This is a genomic window from Arthrobacter sp. efr-133-TYG-104, from assembly GCF_030208915.1.
Lineage (GTDB): Bacteria > Actinomycetota > Actinomycetes > Actinomycetales > Micrococcaceae > Arthrobacter.
On sequence record NZ_JARVTA010000007.1, the window covers coordinates 37,416 to 53,448 of the forward strand.

The following is a 16,033-nucleotide window of genomic DNA, read 5'->3' on the forward strand; positions in this document are numbered from 1 at the left end:
ACCCGGTGTCGCTACCTCAGCGCCTTCGCCAACGCCCTCGCCGGAATCACCCTGTACCCAGCCTAAAGCCGGCCACCGATCTGGCCGCGCGACTCTGAGCCCTCGGCCTTGGCGCATTCAATGAGCTGCTGCCATGGGCCAGTGACTTCGTGCTCGGGAAGGGTGGCCCGGCGTTGCCCTGCCCGGATGGAGTAGGTGAAACGGTCCGGTTGTCCGGGTTCTCCCCGTGGTTGCCGCTGGCTCATAACTTCATCCCAAGGACACGCTTCGACAATCGGCATCCAGCGTTGCTTGTCGTCAGGTGAAACTGCCTCCACACTCCAGAGAAGCGTCATGGCGGCGAAGCCCCCACTGCGTTGAACGGTGATCTTCATGACCCGGCTACTTCTTGTTGATTACCTGGCGCCAGTTGGGCCGCGGGGTAGTGAAGCCTCGCAGCCCAGCGACGGCTAAACCTTGACCTTCACAGTCTCCCACGCCTTCATGACGGCGTCATGCTCCTTGGAACCCTCGCCAAAGATTTCCGTAGCCGTCGCAGCAGTGACCTTGGCAAACTTGCCGAACGTGCTCGTTGCAGGCAAGGATCCGCCGGTCAGGGACTGGTACCAGATCTGCCCGGGCGACTCCCATGCGTTTCCGCCCAATTCCGAGGCCACCAGGTAAAAAGCCCTGTTGGGAATGCCCGAGTTAATGTGCACGCCGCCGTTATCGGCACTGGTTTTCACATAGGCATCCATGGAGTCCGGCTGCGGATCCTTCCCGAGCACGTCGTCGTCGTAGGCAGTTCCTGGGGCTTTCATAGACCGCAAGGCTGCTCCTTGGACCTGATCGGTGAACAAACCCTCACCGATCAGCCAGCTTGCCTCTTGGGTTGATTGCTTTTTTGCGTACTGCTCCACGAGGACGCCAAAGACGTCGGACATGGACTCGTTGAGCGCCCCCGCTTGGTTACGGTAGGCGAGGTTTGCCGAATATTGGGTAACGCCGTGGGTGAGCTCATGGCCGATAACGCTCACGGATTTGGTGAAGCGTTGGAAGATCTCTCCGTCACCATCGCCGAACACCATTTGGCTCCCATCCCAAAAGGCGTTGTCGTAAAGCCTTCCGTAATGGACGGAAGCATCCAACGCCAGGCCGGCGTCGTCGATGGAGTCCCTGCCGTAGATGTCGGCGTAAAGGCGGTGGGTGTCACCGAGGGCGTCATACGCTTCGTCCGCAGCAATGTCAGTGACAGCCGGCTCGCCCTCCTTCCGCAGGAGGCGCCCCGGCAGGGTCTGCCCGGATTCGGCGTCGTAAATGGTTCGATTCGGTGGCCCGGGCTTCGATTGCCGTGCGCTCGGCGGCGCTGGGGGGAGAGGTGCCGAGCGGACTGCTTGCAGGTTCTTCAGGTGCAGCAGCGATTCCTTGGCAGCCTGCGCCACCGCCTGCAGCCGCGGTTCGTTTTGCACAGCAAGCTTGCGCAGCATGTATGGCGGGACAATTGAACACATCACAGCGGACCCCTATGGCTATCGATAACGACCAAGTGCCAACAGCCTAGGAGCGGTCACCGACAATTTGGCGCTCTTGACCCGGCAAGCCCGGAATTCCTTGCGGCGCAGAAACGCAAATACCCCGCCAGCAGGACTGGCGGGGTATCTTCGGTGCCCTCGATAGGATTCGAACCTACGGCCTTCTGCTCCGGAGGCAGACGCTCTATCCCCTGAGCTACGAGGGCATTCAGGGTTTCCCTCCGTTGCCGGTGGGACGTCCTAGAGCTTAGCAGCCGCCGCGCCGCACAGGAAATTCCACGGCAGGGGAACCGGGCTCCAAGGCACCGGCGGATCGCTCTCTGTGTGGTCAGTATCCTGCGAAGGAGTCAACGTGGACCTGTGCGGCGCCGGCCGTTCGGGCTGTTGCCCGCAAGGCGAGAACATTAGCCGGAGATCCCGAGACGTATACCGCCCGGTCCCGGATGTCCGGTACCAGCTCAGCCAGGCGCGTGGAGTCTATCCGTGCGGTCCCGGCGTCGACCATGAACTCCGGTGGGGTGGAGCCGTCCGCCAAGCGGGCAATGACTTTCGCGCCGGACGCCCGCAATTGCTCAACGCCGGCCAGTTCCTCCCGGCCGGGAGCCAAGTACAGGAGCACGATGTCACGGCCGGAGTGGTTGGAGGCCAGGTGCGAGAGGAAAGGCGTGATGCCGATTCCCGCAGCGATCAGCAGTACCGGCTTGGCGGCGTCGCGTGGCAGGAGGAAATCTCCGCCCACAGCGGTAGCCGAGATGGAGTCACCAGGACGAAGGGCAGACAAAGCCCGCTTCGCCGGTGAAAGAGGCTCCGTGGTTCCCACACCAAACGTTATTTCGGGGGCGTCAGGGGCACTGCTGATGCTGAAGACACGTCGGCGTCCTTTCCCGTCAAATCCGGAGTGAGGCAAGTTCAGCTCCATGAATTGTCCGGGCGAGAACCGAACGGGACGAGCCGGCTCGAACGTGAACTCCGTGGTGGCTGGCGTCAAGGCGCGCGAGCCCCTGAAAATCAGTTGCACACGCCCACGCTGCCCCATCAGGAAAGCAAGCAGGTTACCGAACAGCAGCGCCAGTTCGGGGGAGTTCGCCACGACTCCCAGGTTGTAGGGGACGGCAAAAACGATACCGACGACGGCGGCAAGCCCCAGTTGTTGCCACCGGCGCGGAGGCAGCGTGAGGGGTTCCACAAGCATGAACCCGGCGAAAAACAGCAGTGGACGCTGAGCCAATGGCTGCCATAGCCCTTGGCCAAGAGTCATGCCCCTGCTCACAAGTTCCGTGGAGATGATGCTGGTGGCGACGACCAGGAAGACCAGGGCCATCAGCTTTTTGCGGGTCCGATGAAGGACCAAGGCCACCCCGGGAAGCAGGAGCCACAGCATGGCTGGCGTCGCAGCCCACCATGTTGCGATATTGAGCCCGGTGAGCCCCGTGATGAAAGCTCCGGCTGCTGCGGGATTGAAAATGTGCCGCCCCCGGAACGCCAGCGCGTATTTGGAGACGCTGGCCATCACACATGCCAGCGCCACACCCGCCATATCCGTAGTGGCAAGGCTGGGCCAGAACAGGAAATAGAGGAGCAACCCGGTGATGAGCGAGGACTCCGAGTGGGGACGTAGACCGAAAACCAGCCCCAGCAGGCGGTTGGATACATAGGTGACGCCGAGGCAGAGGAGTAGATGGACCACCATTTCAGGAAGGCCGAACGTCAACCATCCCAACGCGTTCAGCACCATGCTGTAGACCACCAAAACCAAGAGGACCCAGAAAATGAGCCGGTACATGGTGAAGCGGCCTAACCAGGTATCCAGCCGTGACGTCAAGGCATTCATGTGAACAGTCTCCCCTCAAATGCGCTGGAAAATGTGGCAGCTCCGCCGGAAGATACCCGCAGCCAGGAGAACGCGAAATGTTCTTCCAGGACGGTCGGTTCAACCATGAAGAGCGCTGTGGCCAAGGCATCGGCTTCCATGGTGCTCGCCGCCATCGTCCACGTTGCCACGGTGGTTCGGATGGGCTGGCCGGTGGTTCCATCGAGGACGTGATGAAGTCCGTCTCCCCAGGCACGCCGATTATTTGCTGATGCGCACAGTGCGGAGTTGTCCAATACCACGGTCCCGATCGCCTGCTTCCGGTTGTATGGATGTTCCAACGCGATGGTCACAGGATGGCGCCCGGAGTGGAGCATGTCCCCGCTGGCATCGACGAGGAAGTCGGCGAAGCCCGCCGAGACCAGGAGGCCGCCGAGCAGGTCCACAAGCTGCCCTTTTCCGGCAGCTCCTATATCGAGGACAAGGGGCTCCTTGGCTGTGAGGGAGGTGCCATTCCAGGCCAGGACGTCTTCCCATGGAGGCGGGGGCAAGGGACCGCCTGTGGGCCTCAGGCTGTATTCGGGATCGTAGCCGAGCCGCTCCAAACTCGCGCCAATGAGGGGAGTCATGGCTCCGCCCGTGAGCAAATAGAGCCTCGAGTAGAGGTTCCGGAGACCCACGGCGTGCCCCGGCAGTGTGATGGTTCCCGGGCGTTGCGAAAGGGAAGCGACCAAGGAGTCAGCCCGGAATCGGGAGTACGTCTTGTCGTACTTGCCTACCTCATCACGGAGCTGTTGCCTGATGTCAGCACCCAGAACCTGCGGGGTGGAAATTTCCCAGTGTGTTCCAATTCCTTCGAAACTGAAAGCACTCCAGCCCGGGTGCGGCATGGTGGCTACTTGGCCTGGGACTTGATCTGTTGGACCGCGTCATTGAAACCGCCTGAGGTCAGCGAGGAACCGGCGACTTTCGAGACGTTGAGCGAATCGATGTCCTTGCCCACCACCTGCGCGGCGATGCCGCTGGCGAACTCACCCTGGAACTTTTTGGTGTTGGGGTTGGATGGGTGGGTGGTGATGTTCACCGCGGAGACCTTGCCGCCTGTGAGGGTGAGCTGAACCCCTACCGTCTCCTGGCCGTTGGGCGATGTGTAGTTTCCGTCCGCGCTGTAGGTGCCGTCTTTGTATGTGGACCCCGATGTTGACCCCGAGCCTGAATGTGACGTGGGTGCCGAGCCGGCCGGTGCCGACTGGGTCGGCTGGGAGGGTGCTGCCGACGACGGCGCACACCCGGCCGCCGACCCCACGATGGACAGGCCCGCAATACCGACGTAAAAACTCTTGCGAAGTGGCGTAGTCATGGATCTGCTCGTTTCAGCTGGACAAGAATCGGTAACTTGTAGGGTTCGGAACTGGATGGCGCTCGCGGCCAACTCTTACGTCATTCATAACGTCGAATCATGTGTAATGGTTCAGTCCCTGATCAATTTTTCCACATAAACGAGCATCAATTCCCCGTCTCTGTGGGCCCCCGGTAGGCTAGATGCGTGACTCCCGAAGAACTCTCTGCTGCCATATCCGCCTGCCTAAAGGACGCCATCACCGCCGGCGACATCGCCTTGATGGAAACTGCCGTGCCGGATGCCGTGCGCGTCGAGCGACCCAAGAACAGGGAGCACGGGGACTGGGCCACCAACATTGCGTTGCAACTGGCCAAGCAGGCCGGAATGAGTCCCCGGGAGTTCGCAGGCATCCTCAGCAACCACCTGCAAGCCATTCCGGGTGTTACACGCGTCGACATCGCAGGTCCGGGATTCCTGAACATCACCGTTGACGCGGCCGCCGCGGGGGCCCTCGCCAAGGCCATCGTGGAAGCTGGAGCGAGCTACGGCACCAACCAGGCGCTCGCGGGCCGCGTGGTCAACATGGAGTTCGTTTCGGCCAACCCCACCGGTCCGCTGCACATTGGACACACGCGCTGGGCCGCCTTGGGCGATGCCATCGCCCGCGTGCTGCGCGCATCGGGGGCGGACGTCACTGCCGAGTACTACATCAACGACGCCGGCTCGCAAATGAACGTATTCGCCAACTCGGTGCTGTCCCGCCTTCACGGGCGTGGGGTTCCGGAAGGCGGCTATCCGGGCGAATACATTCGCGAACTCGGAGACGAGGTCCTCAAGGCCCACCCCGGTATTCGGGAGTTGACGGACGAGGCCGCGTTGCCGGTTATCCGCGCGGCAGCCTACGAGGCACAAATGGCGGACATCAAGGCCACGCTTGCAGAGTTTGGCGTTGAGTTCGACGTCTTCTTTTCGGAAAAAGAACTGCACGACGCCGGTGCGATCGAATCTGCCGTCGCGCGCCTTCGCGAACAAGGCCATGTGTTCGATGACGGGGGCGCCGTATGGCTGCGAACCACCGATTTTGGCGACGACAAGGACCGCGTCATGATCCGGGCCAACGGAGAGCCCACGTACTTCGCTGCGGACGCTGCGTATTACCTGTCCAAAAAGGACCGTGGCTTCACCGAGAAGATCTATCTGCTCGGAGCGGACCACCATGGGTACATTAACCGCCTCAAGGCCATTGCGGCCTGTGCAGGGGATGACCCCGAGGTCAACATCGAGGTCCTGATCGGCCAGCTGGTATCCGTCAATGGCGCCAAGCTCTCCAAGCGCGCCGGCAACATCATCGAACTCAAGGACCTCATTTCCTGGCTTGGCAAAGATGCGGTGCGCTACTCCTTGGCCCGCTTCCCGGCCGATTCGCCGTTGACCCTTGACCCGGAACTCTTGAAAAAGAACAGCAACGAGAACCCGGTGTTTTACGTCCAGTACGCCCATGCCCGTTCACGGGGCACAGCGCGGAATGCCGCCGAGGCGGGAGTGCACCGGACAGTTGACGGAACCGATGCCTTCGATGCTTCCTTGCTGGACCACCCCACGGAGAATGAGTTGCTGTCCTATCTCGGTAGCTACCCCTCCATCATCGCCAAGGCGGCCGAGTTGCGGGAACCCCATCGCGTGGCCCGCCACTTGGAAGTCATCGCAGGCGCGTATCACCGCTGGTACGATGCCTGCCGGGTTTCACCGCTGGGGGACGAGCCGGTCCAGAACGTGAACCGTACGCGTTTGTGGTTGAACGATGCCACCAGCCAAGTGCTTGCCAACGGACTCGAACTGCTGGGCGTTTCGGCGCCGGAACGGATGTAGGCCATGAATACTGACGCTGCGCAGCCTTCTCCTCTCGCGCCCGAATGGCTTGCCGTCCCCGAAGATCTCAATGCACTTCAGTCGCCCCTGTGGGCTGAGGGGGTGGGTAGGAACGACGACGGTGAACTAACGGTCCACGGCATCGCGGTGAAGGATCTCAAGGAACAATTCGGCACCCCGCTCTTCGTCATGAGCGAAACGGATTTCCGGTCCCGTGCCAAGGCGTTCAAGGAAGCCTTTGATGCGGCCTTTGCTGACATCTGCGGGGGAGTGGACGTCTATTACGCCGGTAAATCCTTCCTCTGCACGGCAGTTGCCAGCTGGGTGCGGGAGGAAGGGCTTCGCCTGGACACCTGCTCCGGCGGGGAACTGGCCGTTGCTGCGCGCGCGGGGATCGACGGGCCCAACCTCGGCCTGCACGGCAACAACAAGTCTGACGCTGAGATCAACCGCGCTTTGGACATGAAGCTTGGCAGGATCGTTGTGGACAGCCTCGACGAACTCGAACGCGTGGCCAAAATCGCTTCGGACCGCGGAGAAACGGCCAAGGTCATGTTGCGCCTGACACCGGGCGTCCATGCGCACACCCATGAGTTCATCGCCACGGCCCATGAGGACCAGAAGTTTGGCCTTTCCATGGCAGGGGACTCCACGGATCAAGCAGGCTTGTCGGCAGCGGAGGAAGCCGTAGCTGCTGCCACCTCCTATGCGAGCGTGGAGCTTTTGGGACTGCATTGCCACATTGGTTCACAGATCTTCGAGCCTGATGGCTTCGCCCTTGCGGCGGAAAAGCTCTTAGGTTTCCTTGCCACCATGCAGGCCAAATATTCCATCACACTTCCCGAGCTCGATCTCGGCGGGGGATACGGCATTGCCTATACACCCGTGGACACACCACGGCCTGCCGCCGAGATCGCTCAAGCGATGGCCGCCGTCGTCCGTTCGACGTGTGCCGGACTTGGCATCACCGCGCCCCGCATTTCCATCGAACCGGGCCGGGCAATCGTTGGCAGCTCCACCTTCACGCTGTACGAAGTGGGAACGCTAAAAACGGTCCGCGTGGATGCTCCCGGGTCGGGCGCCGGTCCGGAGAACGTTACGTATCCCCGCCGCTATGTGTCGGTGGACGGCGGCATGAGTGATAACGCTCGTCCAGTGCTTTACGACGCGGATTATTCCGCCATTCTGGCCTCACGCACCTCCACTGCGGCTCCCCAGTTGTCCCGAGTAGTGGGCAAACATTGCGAGAGCGGCGACATAGTTGTTAGAGATGTATATCTGCCCGCGGATGTGGCAGCCGGTGATTTGCTCGCAGTACCGGGTACCGGCGCCTACTGCTGGGCCCTCTCCAGCAATTACAACTACCTGGCCCGGCCTGGCGTTGTCGCTGTACGCGACGGAGCCGCCCGGTTGATTGTCCGCGGGGAAACCGAAGAAGATCTCTTGAACCGCGACATGGGAGTGGCGAATGTCTGAAGTGCGAACCTTGAAGGTGGCCCTGCTGGGCTGTGGCAACGTGGGGGCCCAGGTCGCACGGATTCTGATTGACGACGCCGAGGCCCTGGCTGCGCGCAGCGGCGCGCGCCTGGAACTGACCGGGATCGCCGTCCGCACTGTGGATGCGCCCCGGGATGTCGAATTGCCGCGTGAACTGTTCACCACCGACGCCGACACCTTGGTCAAGGACGCAGATCTGGTCATCGAGTTGATGGGTGGCATTGAGCCTGCGCGTTCACTGATCCTGACGGCCATCCAAAACGGCGCATGCGTGGTCACCGGCAATAAGGCCCTCCTTGCCCAGGACGGGCCCACCCTCTACGAAGAGGCGGACAAGGCAGGGGTCCAGCTGTCCTACGAAGCCGCAGTCGCCGGGGCCATTCCGATCCTGCGCCCGATCCGCGACAGCCTCTCCGGGGACCGCATCACCCGCGTTTTGGGCATCGTCAACGGCACCACCAACTTCATCCTTGACCAGATGGACACCACTGGCGCCCAGTTCGCTGACGCCCTTGCCGAGGCACAGCGTCTGGGTTACGCCGAAGCCGACCCTACCGCAGACATTGAGGGTCACGACGCCGCTGCAAAGGCCGCGATCCTGGCAGCACTTTCCTTTCACACCCGGTTCTCACTGGATGACGTGTACTGCGAGGGCATCACCAAGGTCAGCGCCGAGGACATCGCCGCTGCCAAGGACGCAGGGTTCGTCATCAAGCTGCTTGCCATCGCCGAAAAGATCAACAATGCCGGAGACGCCAACGGGATCTCGGTGCGGGTGCACCCGACTCTGCTTCCACGGGAGCACCCGCTCGCCGCCGTCCGCGGTGCCTTCAATGCTGTCTTCATCGAAGCGGAAAACGCGGGCGAGTTGATGTTCTACGGTCAAGGCGCAGGAGGGACTCCCACTGCATCGGCAGTGCTGGGAGACCTCGTCTCCGCTGCCCGCCGCTTGGTTCTGGGCGGCCCGGGCCGCACGGAAACGACCACCGGCCATGTTCAGGCGCTCCCCATCGATGCCTCCACCACCAGCTACTACATCGGCCTGGACGTTGCTGACCAGGCAGGTGTGCTGGCACGCATCACCCAAATATTTGCGGAGCACGGTGTCTCCATCGAAATCATGCGCCAAACGATCCACCGCGACACCAACTCGAAAGTGGAGTCGGCTGAGCTGAAAATCGTCACGCACCGAGCATCCGAAGCTGCACTCGCAGCGACCGTTGAGGCCGTAAAGGGTCTGGACGTCATCAATTCTGTAACATCCGTACTGCGGGTAGAAGGAGTCTAAGTGGCTCACCAATGGCGCGGGGTCATCCGCGAATACGCCGATCGTTTGCCCGTGACCGAAGCTACGAAGGTCATCACCCTCGGGGAGGGCGGAACACCACTGGTGCACGCCCTGAAACTCTCCGAGCTGACCGGCTCCGAGGTCTACCTCAAGGTTGAGGGCATGAATCCCACGGGTTCCTTCAAGGACCGTGGGATGACCATGGCCATGACGGCTGCTGTCGAAGCCGGCGCAAAGGCAGTTGTCTGCGCGTCAACGGGGAACACCTCAGCGTCCGCAGCTGCCTATGCCACTGCGGCAGGCCTTAAGTGCGCAGTGCTGGTCCCGGAGGGCAAGATCTCCATGGGCAAGCTCAGCCAGGCAATAGCACACGGTGCCACGCTGCTGCAGGTCGACGGTAACTTCGACAACTGCTTGGACATCGCCCGCAAACTCGGGGAGGCCTATCCCGTATTCCTGGTTAACTCGGTTAACCCTGCTCGTATCCAGGGCCAGAAGACTGGCGCCTTCGAGGTTGTTGACACCTTGGGTGACGCACCGGACATCCATGTCTTGCCGGTCGGTAACGCAGGGAACATCAGCGCCTACTGGAAGGGTTACAAAGAGTACGCGGCCCCCTTCGAGACTCCCAACGGAACACTTCCCGCCGTCGCCACCAAGACTCCGATCATGTGGGGCTTCCAGGCTGCAGGTGCCGCTCCCTTCGTAGCAGGCCACCCCATCACGGAGCCGGACACCATTGCCACGGCAATCCGGATCGGTAACCCTGCGTCGTGGGACACAGCCGTTGCCGCACGTGATGAGTCCGGTGGCTTGATCGAAGCGGTCACCGATGAGGAGATTCTTGACGCCCACCGGTGGCTGTCTGCCAAGGAGGGCGTGTTCGTGGAGCCCGGTTCCGCCGCGGGCGTGGCCGGATTGATTAAGAAGCACGCTGCCGGTGATGTTCCGTCCGGTAAAACCATCGTCATCACTGTCACGGGCCACGGACTTAAGGACCCCCAGTGGGCACTCCGGACCGAAGACGGCAGTGACGTCCAGCCGGTCAAGGTACCCAACGACGTCGTCACCGTTGCAGCGGAACTGGGACTGGAAGAAAACTAAGAGTGGAATCAACGCAGCCCACCGCGACTGGTCGTGCACTCGTCGCGCCAGGCCAGCGGCTGACCGTCACGGTCCCCGGTACGAGTGCCAACTTGGGCCCGGGCTACGACAGCCTCGGCTTGGCCTTGTCCATTTACGACACCCTGACCGTGGAAACACTCAGCACCGGAGAGCTCGAGTTCGAACTCTCCGGTGAGGGTGCCGATACGCTGCCACGTGACGCCAGCCATTTGGTGGTTCGCGCCATTGATCTCGCTCTCGATCGGCTGGGCTTTCGGCAGGAAGGCCTCCGCATTACCGCCGACAACGTGACGCCCCACGGCCGGGGCCTGGGATCCTCGGCGTCCGCTGTTGTGGCGGCGGTTACCGTGGCTAACGCTTTGGTACCCCTGGAGGCGCAGCGGGACCGGGACTGGATCTTGCAACTGACCAGCGAAATCGAGGGTCATCCGGACAACGTCGCACCGGCCATTTTCGGCGGACTGGCGCTGTCGTGGCAGGACAGCGAGCAGTACAGCAGCACACGGGCGGACGTCGTTTCCTCAATTGTGCCGGTGGTCGCAGTCCCTGACTACGAACTGTCTACCGAAACAGCCCGGGGACTCCTGCCGGCATCGGTCGGACACCATGCTGCCGCCATGAACTCAGGCAGGGCCGCGCTGTTGATCCACGCGTTGACCGCCCGGCCGGAGCTCCTGCTGCCTGGTACGGAAGACTACTTGCACCAAAGCTACCGGGCAGAGGCGATGCGCCCCAGCGCCGAGCTCATCGGGGCCCTTCGTTCTGCCGGTTACGCCGCAGTGGTCTCCGGTGCAGGACCGACCGTTTTGGTCCTGGCTAATGGCGGGAACGAAGCATCCGGGGTGGTTGAGTTCATTGAAGCGTTCACGGCGGGCGACACTCCCGGAGTTACTTGGCGCGTGATGACGCTGGCAGTAGACATTGAAGGTGCTAGAGTGGGAGTGCACCGGCGGTAAAGCCGCGGGCAGTTCCCTGATTTTGGATCTCGGCGGATTCGCCGTACCTTTCGTCTACTGTGCCAACGTCTGGCGGTGCCGTCTCTTTCCGGCCTGTCTCAGGTGCCGCAGAAATCTCTCTGTTTCCTGAAGTTCAGTCGGCTGTCCGGGTCACCGGAGCCAGTGAAGACGATCATTATCCGGCCCTGTTGGCCAAAATCCTTCAGGCACGGCCACATCACCGGTTGCAGATCTGAACTGCAGCCCAGAACAAATCATCGCGTCCGGCTCTCGTTCTGGACGCCGTCGAGGGGGAAGGATCCTTCGTGACAGAAACCACTGAGCTGGCTTCAGCTGTGGACACAACATCTTCTGTTGCTGAATCGTCTTCAGCAGCAGCCACCAAGAGCAGCGGGCTTGCGGGCCTTAAACTCGCCCAACTCCAGGCTCTCGCCAGCCAACTGGGCATCTCCGGGGGCTCGCGGATGCGCAAGGGAGACCTGGTGACGGCGATTTCGGCCCATCGCGCAGGTACCCCGAGCGCTAAGGCGCCAGCCAAGGCAGCCAAGGCCTCAAGCGTTGCCAAGGAAGCTCCCGCCGTGGATGCTAAGAAGGCCGACGACACCATTGGCTCCGCGCAGGTTGCCACATCCGTGGATCCTGCCAAGGACGGCGCAACGGCGGAGGCACCTCGCGGACGTGGCCGTGGCCGCAGCCGTCGCGCTACAAGCGATGGCGTGGTAGCTGCCGCCGAAGCCGCTGCTGCACCCGCAGCCGCACCTGCCGCTGCAGAGACTGCTGCTGTTGACGCCCCTGCTGTTGCAGAGGCAAGCGAGGCTGGTACGGAGCGTCGTCAGCCGCGAACCCGCAACCGCCGACGTGGCGAGGTCGCTAACGCTCCTGCTGAGAGTGCGGAAGCACCGGTAGCGGAGCAGCGCGCCGACCGTAACGAGCAGCGCGCCGACCGTAACGAGCAGCGTGAGCAGCGCGCAGACCGTAACGAGCAGCGTGAGCCGCGTGCCGATCGTACCGAGCAGCGCGATCAGCGTGCAGACCGTACTGAGCAGCGTGAGCAGCCCGAATCCGGTGACCAGCAGCGTGACCGCCGGGATAACTCCCGTGGACGCCGCGAAGACACTGCCGAGGTTGAAGAAACGGGCAACCGTCGCAACCGGAGGAACCGCAGGGACCGCAACGACCAGAATGACCGGAGCGACCGCCGTGGCGGTCAGGACAACCGTGATGGAAACACACGTAGTGACCGTTTCCGCGACCGCAACGAGCGTCGTCGCGGTCGCGCACAGGGACCGGACGTCGACGACGTCGAGGTCACCGATGACGACGTCCTGCTCCCCGTAGCGGGCATTCTGGACGTCCTGGAAAACTACGCGTTTATCCGCACTTCCGGCTACCTCCCGGGCGCCAACGACGTCTACGTTTCCTTGGCCCAGGTCAAGAAGTACAACCTCCGCAAGGGTGACGCCGTCGTCGGAGCCATCCGTGCTCCGCGCGATGGTGAGGACCGCAGCCAGCAGTCCGCACGCCAGAAGTTCAACGCGCTCGTCCGGGTCACCTCGGTCAACGGCAAGACTCCGGAAGAGCTCAAGGACCGTGTTGAGTTCGCGAAGCTCGTCCCGCTGTACCCGTCCGAGCGCCTGCGCCTCGAAACGGACCCCAAGAAGATCGGCCCGCGTGTCATCGACCTCGTGGCACCGATCGGCAAGGGCCAGCGTGGCCTGATCGTCTCCCCGCCGAAGGCTGGCAAGACGCTCATCCTGCAGTCCATCGCGAACGCAATCACCACCAACAACCCTGAGGTCCACCTCATGATGGTGCTGGTTGACGAACGCCCCGAAGAAGTCACGGACATGCAGCGCACCGTCAAGGGTGAAGTCATTGCCTCCACCTTCGACCGCCCTGCTGACGACCACACCACGGTTGCCGAGCTTTCCATCGAACGTGCCAAGCGACTCGTGGAAATGGGCATGGATGTTGTTGTCCTACTGGACTCCATGACCCGCTTGGGTCGTGCGTACAACCTGGCAGCACCGGCCTCGGGCCGCATCCTGTCAGGTGGTGTGGATTCCGCAGCGCTGTACCCGCCCAAGCGCTTCTTCGGTGCAGCCCGCAACATCGAAAACGGTGGCTCGCTCACCATCCTGGCAACGGCTCTCGTTGAGACCGGCTCCAAGATGGATGAGGTCATCTTCGAAGAGTTCAAGGGCACCGGCAACATGGAGCTTCGCCTGTCCCGCCAGCTGGCAGACAAGCGCATCTTCCCAGCCGTGGACGTCAACGCGTCCGGTACCCGGCGCGAAGAGAACCTGCTCTCGCCTGAAGAGGTCAAGATCATGTGGAAGCTTCGCCGCGTCCTTTCGGGCCTGGAGCAGCAGCAGAGCCTTGAGCTGCTGACCAACAAGATCCGGGAGACCCAGAGCAACGTCGAGTTCCTCATGCAGGTTCAGAAGACGACGCTCGGAGCGAAGTCGGACAACGACAAATAGCTGTGCTCTAACCGCTCAAAATATGCCGGACCCGCCCCTACGGCGGACCGGCATATTTTGAGCGGTCTTTGTTTAACGGAATCCTTGACCCGACACCACGCGAGGTCATACCGCGCACGTAGGCCCCGCCGGATGGGCTGCACGTGAGCCCACGATGCAGTTATTAGACTTGTAGAAGTCGAAAGAGGTTTGAAAATGTTTGAGTCCGTACAGGGATTGCTTGATGAGCACGCTGCCATTCAGGCGCAGTTGAGTGATCCTGCTGTTTATGCCGATCAGTCCGCGGCCCGTAAGTTGGGGCGTCGGTCTGCCCAGCTTCAGGGGATCGTGGAAGCGTATAACAAATGGCGCGGGCTCAACGACGATCTTGAAGCTGCAAAGGAAATGGCTGACGAGGATGCAGAGTTCGCCGCTGAGGTGGCGCAACTCGAGGAACTGATTCCCGCAGCCCAGGAGAAGCTCCGCCGCTTGCTGATTCCGCGTGACCCGGACGATGCCCGCAACGTGATCCTTGAAGTAAAGGGTGGCGAAGGTGGAGACGAGGCCGCTTTGTTCGCCGGCGATCTCCTCCGGATGTACATGCGCTACGCTGAGTCGCGAGGCTGGAAGACCGAACTGATCTCGGCCACCGAGTCCGACCTTGGTGGCTACAAAGACGTCGCTGTTGCCATCAAGGGCAACTCGAACGATCCCGCCCAGGGCGTTTTCGCCAGGTTGAAATTTGAAGGCGGGGTGCACCGCGTTCAGCGGGTTCCCGTCACCGAGTCCCAGGGCCGCATCCATACCTCCGCTGCTGGTGTGCTGGTGCTTCCTGAAGTGGATGAACCCGAAGAACTTGAGATCAACCAAAACGACCTCAAAATTGACGTATACCGTTCATCAGGGCCCGGCGGTCAGTCCGTGAACACCACTGACTCCGCCGTCCGCATCACCCACCTGCCCACGGGCATCGTGGTGGCCATGCAGAACGAAAAATCGCAGCTGCAGAACCGCGAAGCCGGCATGCGCGTCCTCCGCGCCCGTCTCCTTGCCCACCAGCAGGAGCAGATCGATGCTGCGAACTCTGAACAGCGCAAGTCGCAGATCCGCACCATGGACCGGTCCGAGCGAATCCGGACCTACAACTTCCCGGAAAACCGGATCGCGGACCACCGTACCGGTTACAAGGCGTACAACCTTGATGCGGTGATGAACGGTGACTTGGAACCTGTCATTCAGTCGGCCATTGAGGCTGATGAGCAGGCCCGCCTGGACGCCATCGGCGAATAGCATGGCGTTCCACCAGGGACAAAGCCTCGCGGATGCCGTTCGCGAGGCAACGGCTGTTTTGGCCGACGCCGGCGTTCCCAGCCCGCGGGTCGACGCCGAACTGTTGGCTGACCACCTGCTGGGCGTTGGCCTCGGGCGCCTCCGTGCGATGCTCCTTGGGGACTCACCAGCTCCGGAAGGGTACGCGGAACTGGTTTCCGAACGTGCCGGGCGGGTCCCGTTGCAGCACATCACCGGCGTCGCGTATTTTCGTCATCTTGAGCTGCGCGTGGGCCCAGGTGTCTTCGTTCCCCGGCCCGAAACCGAATCGGTGGTCCAGCTGGTGATCGACCACGTTGCGGGGATGGCCCATCCAAAAGTGGTGGACCTGGGCACAGGATCCGGTGCCATAGCCGGTTCGATCGCGCAGGAGGTACCGGGCGCAGAGGTACACGCCGTCGAATACAGCCCGTTCGCACACGCGTGGGCCACCCGGAACCTGAAACCCCTCGGAGTAACCCTCATCCAGGGCGATCTCCGGGATGCCCTGCCTGAACACAACGGAACTTTCGACGTCGTCGTATCCAACCCGCCCTACATCCCGGCAGAAGCGATACCCACAGAACCCGAAGTTGCGCTGCACGATCCACCGGAGGCACTGTACGGTGGGGGAGCGGATGGCATGGAACTTCCGACGGCGGCCGCCGCTTCAGCGGCAAGGTTACTGAAATCCGGTGGTTACTTCGTCATGGAACATGCTGAAGTCCAAGCGGCGTGGATCGCCACGATGCTCAAACGTACCGGACGTTGGTCCAACGTCACCACGCACCTCGACCTGAACGGCAAGGAACGCGCAACCAGCGCGCTGCTGGCCGAGACTGTTCCGGATGAATGAAAGAATAGC

13 protein-coding genes and 1 tRNA gene are annotated in these 16,033 nt (G+C 62.0%); 8 read left to right on the top strand and 6 right to left on the bottom strand.

Annotated features, from left to right (window positions below; genetic code table 11):
• Positions 1-62: 62 nt before the first annotated feature.
• From QRN04_RS07200 to QRN04_RS07225, 6 genes are all read right to left on the bottom strand, one after another.
• Positions 63-374 carry a protealysin inhibitor emfourin gene (locus QRN04_RS07200; RefSeq protein WP_284975333.1) on the bottom strand — a complete coding sequence of 104 codons (312 nt, stop codon included), beginning with the start codon at positions 372-374 and terminating at the stop codon, positions 63-65.
• A gap of 75 nt (positions 375-449) precedes the next feature.
• The gene (locus tag QRN04_RS07205; RefSeq protein WP_284975410.1) at positions 450-1,490 is read right to left on the bottom strand and encodes a M4 family metallopeptidase; all 1,041 of its coding nucleotides are present in this window, start codon (positions 1,488-1,490) and stop codon (positions 450-452) included.
• A 154-nt stretch (positions 1,491-1,644) separates the two neighbouring features.
• Positions 1,645-1,717 (bottom strand) — tRNA-Arg (locus QRN04_RS07210).
• A 122-nt stretch (positions 1,718-1,839) separates the two neighbouring features.
• Entirely contained in the window at positions 1,840-3,342 is a 1,503-nt protein-coding gene (locus tag QRN04_RS07215) for an FAD-dependent oxidoreductase (RefSeq protein WP_284975334.1), read from the bottom strand.
• On the bottom strand, positions 3,339-4,211 hold the full coding sequence (locus QRN04_RS07220) for an FAD:protein FMN transferase (protein ID WP_284975335.1): 873 nt from the start codon (positions 4,209-4,211) through the stop codon (positions 3,339-3,341). The genes QRN04_RS07215 and QRN04_RS07220 overlap by 4 nt, the downstream gene beginning before the upstream one ends.
• Positions 4,212-4,216: 5 nt before the next feature.
• Complete coding sequence (locus QRN04_RS07225) at positions 4,217-4,681, bottom strand: FMN-binding protein (protein WP_284975336.1); 465 nt, start codon at positions 4,679-4,681, stop codon at positions 4,217-4,219.
• A 186-nt stretch (positions 4,682-4,867) separates the two neighbouring features.
• On the opposite strand from QRN04_RS07225, the gene argS reads away from it, so the two are divergent.
• The 8 genes from argS to prmC all read left to right on the top strand — a co-directional run bounded on the left by argS (position 4,868) and on the right by prmC (position 16,024).
• Positions 4,868-6,532, top strand: coding sequence for an arginine--tRNA ligase (gene argS, locus QRN04_RS07230; protein ID WP_284975337.1), 1,665 nt, complete (start codon positions 4,868-4,870; stop codon positions 6,530-6,532).
• Between the two features lie 3 nt (positions 6,533-6,535).
• Positions 6,536-8,008 (top strand): diaminopimelate decarboxylase, encoded by a 1,473-nt coding sequence (gene lysA, locus QRN04_RS07235; protein ID WP_284975338.1) that lies wholly within the window; start codon positions 6,536-6,538, stop codon positions 8,006-8,008.
• A complete protein-coding gene (locus QRN04_RS07240) occupies positions 8,001-9,317 on the top strand; it encodes a homoserine dehydrogenase (protein ID WP_284975339.1) in 1,317 nt (438 codons plus the stop codon). The genes lysA and QRN04_RS07240 overlap by 8 nt, the downstream gene beginning before the upstream one ends.
• On the top strand, positions 9,318-10,421 hold the full coding sequence (gene thrC, locus QRN04_RS07245) for a threonine synthase (RefSeq protein WP_284975340.1): 1,104 nt from the start codon (positions 9,318-9,320) through the stop codon (positions 10,419-10,421).
• Between the two features lie 2 nt (positions 10,422-10,423).
• On the top strand, positions 10,424-11,398 hold the full coding sequence (thrB, locus tag QRN04_RS07250) for a homoserine kinase (protein WP_284975341.1): 975 nt from the start codon (positions 10,424-10,426) through the stop codon (positions 11,396-11,398).
• A 305-nt stretch (positions 11,399-11,703) separates the two neighbouring features.
• Positions 11,704-13,881 (top strand): transcription termination factor Rho, encoded by a 2,178-nt coding sequence (gene rho / locus QRN04_RS07255; protein WP_284975342.1) that lies wholly within the window; start codon positions 11,704-11,706, stop codon positions 13,879-13,881.
• Between the two features lie 195 nt (positions 13,882-14,076).
• On the top strand, positions 14,077-15,150 hold the full coding sequence (gene prfA, locus QRN04_RS07260) for a peptide chain release factor 1 (RefSeq protein WP_284975343.1): 1,074 nt from the start codon (positions 14,077-14,079) through the stop codon (positions 15,148-15,150).
• 1 nt (position 15,151) lies between these two features.
• Positions 15,152-16,024 carry a peptide chain release factor N(5)-glutamine methyltransferase gene (prmC, locus tag QRN04_RS07265; RefSeq protein WP_284975344.1) on the top strand — a complete coding sequence of 291 codons (873 nt, stop codon included), beginning with the start codon at positions 15,152-15,154 and terminating at the stop codon, positions 16,022-16,024.
• Positions 16,025-16,033 lie beyond the last annotated feature (9 nt).

What these genes read in the sequence shown, in the direction of transcription:
- QRN04_RS07200 (WP_284975333.1), bottom strand. Translation starts at nt 374, where the DNA reads ATGAAGATCACCGTTCAACGCAGTGGGGGCTTCGCCGCCATGACGCTT.
- QRN04_RS07205 (WP_284975410.1), bottom strand. Translation starts at nt 1,490, where the DNA reads ATGTGTTCAATTGTCCCGCCATACATGCTGCGCAAGCTTGCTGTGCAA.
- QRN04_RS07215 (WP_284975334.1), bottom strand. Translation starts at nt 3,342, where the DNA reads ATGAATGCCTTGACGTCACGGCTGGATACCTGGTTAGGCCGCTTCACC.
- QRN04_RS07220 (WP_284975335.1), bottom strand. Translation starts at nt 4,211, where the DNA reads ATGCCGCACCCGGGCTGGAGTGCTTTCAGTTTCGAAGGAATTGGAACA.
- QRN04_RS07225 (WP_284975336.1), bottom strand. Translation starts at nt 4,681, where the DNA reads ATGACTACGCCACTTCGCAAGAGTTTTTACGTCGGTATTGCGGGCCTG.
- lysA (WP_284975338.1), top strand. Translation starts at nt 6,536, where the DNA reads ATGAATACTGACGCTGCGCAGCCTTCTCCTCTCGCGCCCGAATGGCTT.
- QRN04_RS07240 (WP_284975339.1), top strand. Translation starts at nt 8,001, where the DNA reads ATGTCTGAAGTGCGAACCTTGAAGGTGGCCCTGCTGGGCTGTGGCAAC.
- prfA (WP_284975343.1), top strand. Translation starts at nt 14,077, where the DNA reads ATGTTTGAGTCCGTACAGGGATTGCTTGATGAGCACGCTGCCATTCAG.
- prmC (WP_284975344.1), top strand. Translation starts at nt 15,152, where the DNA reads ATGGCGTTCCACCAGGGACAAAGCCTCGCGGATGCCGTTCGCGAGGCA.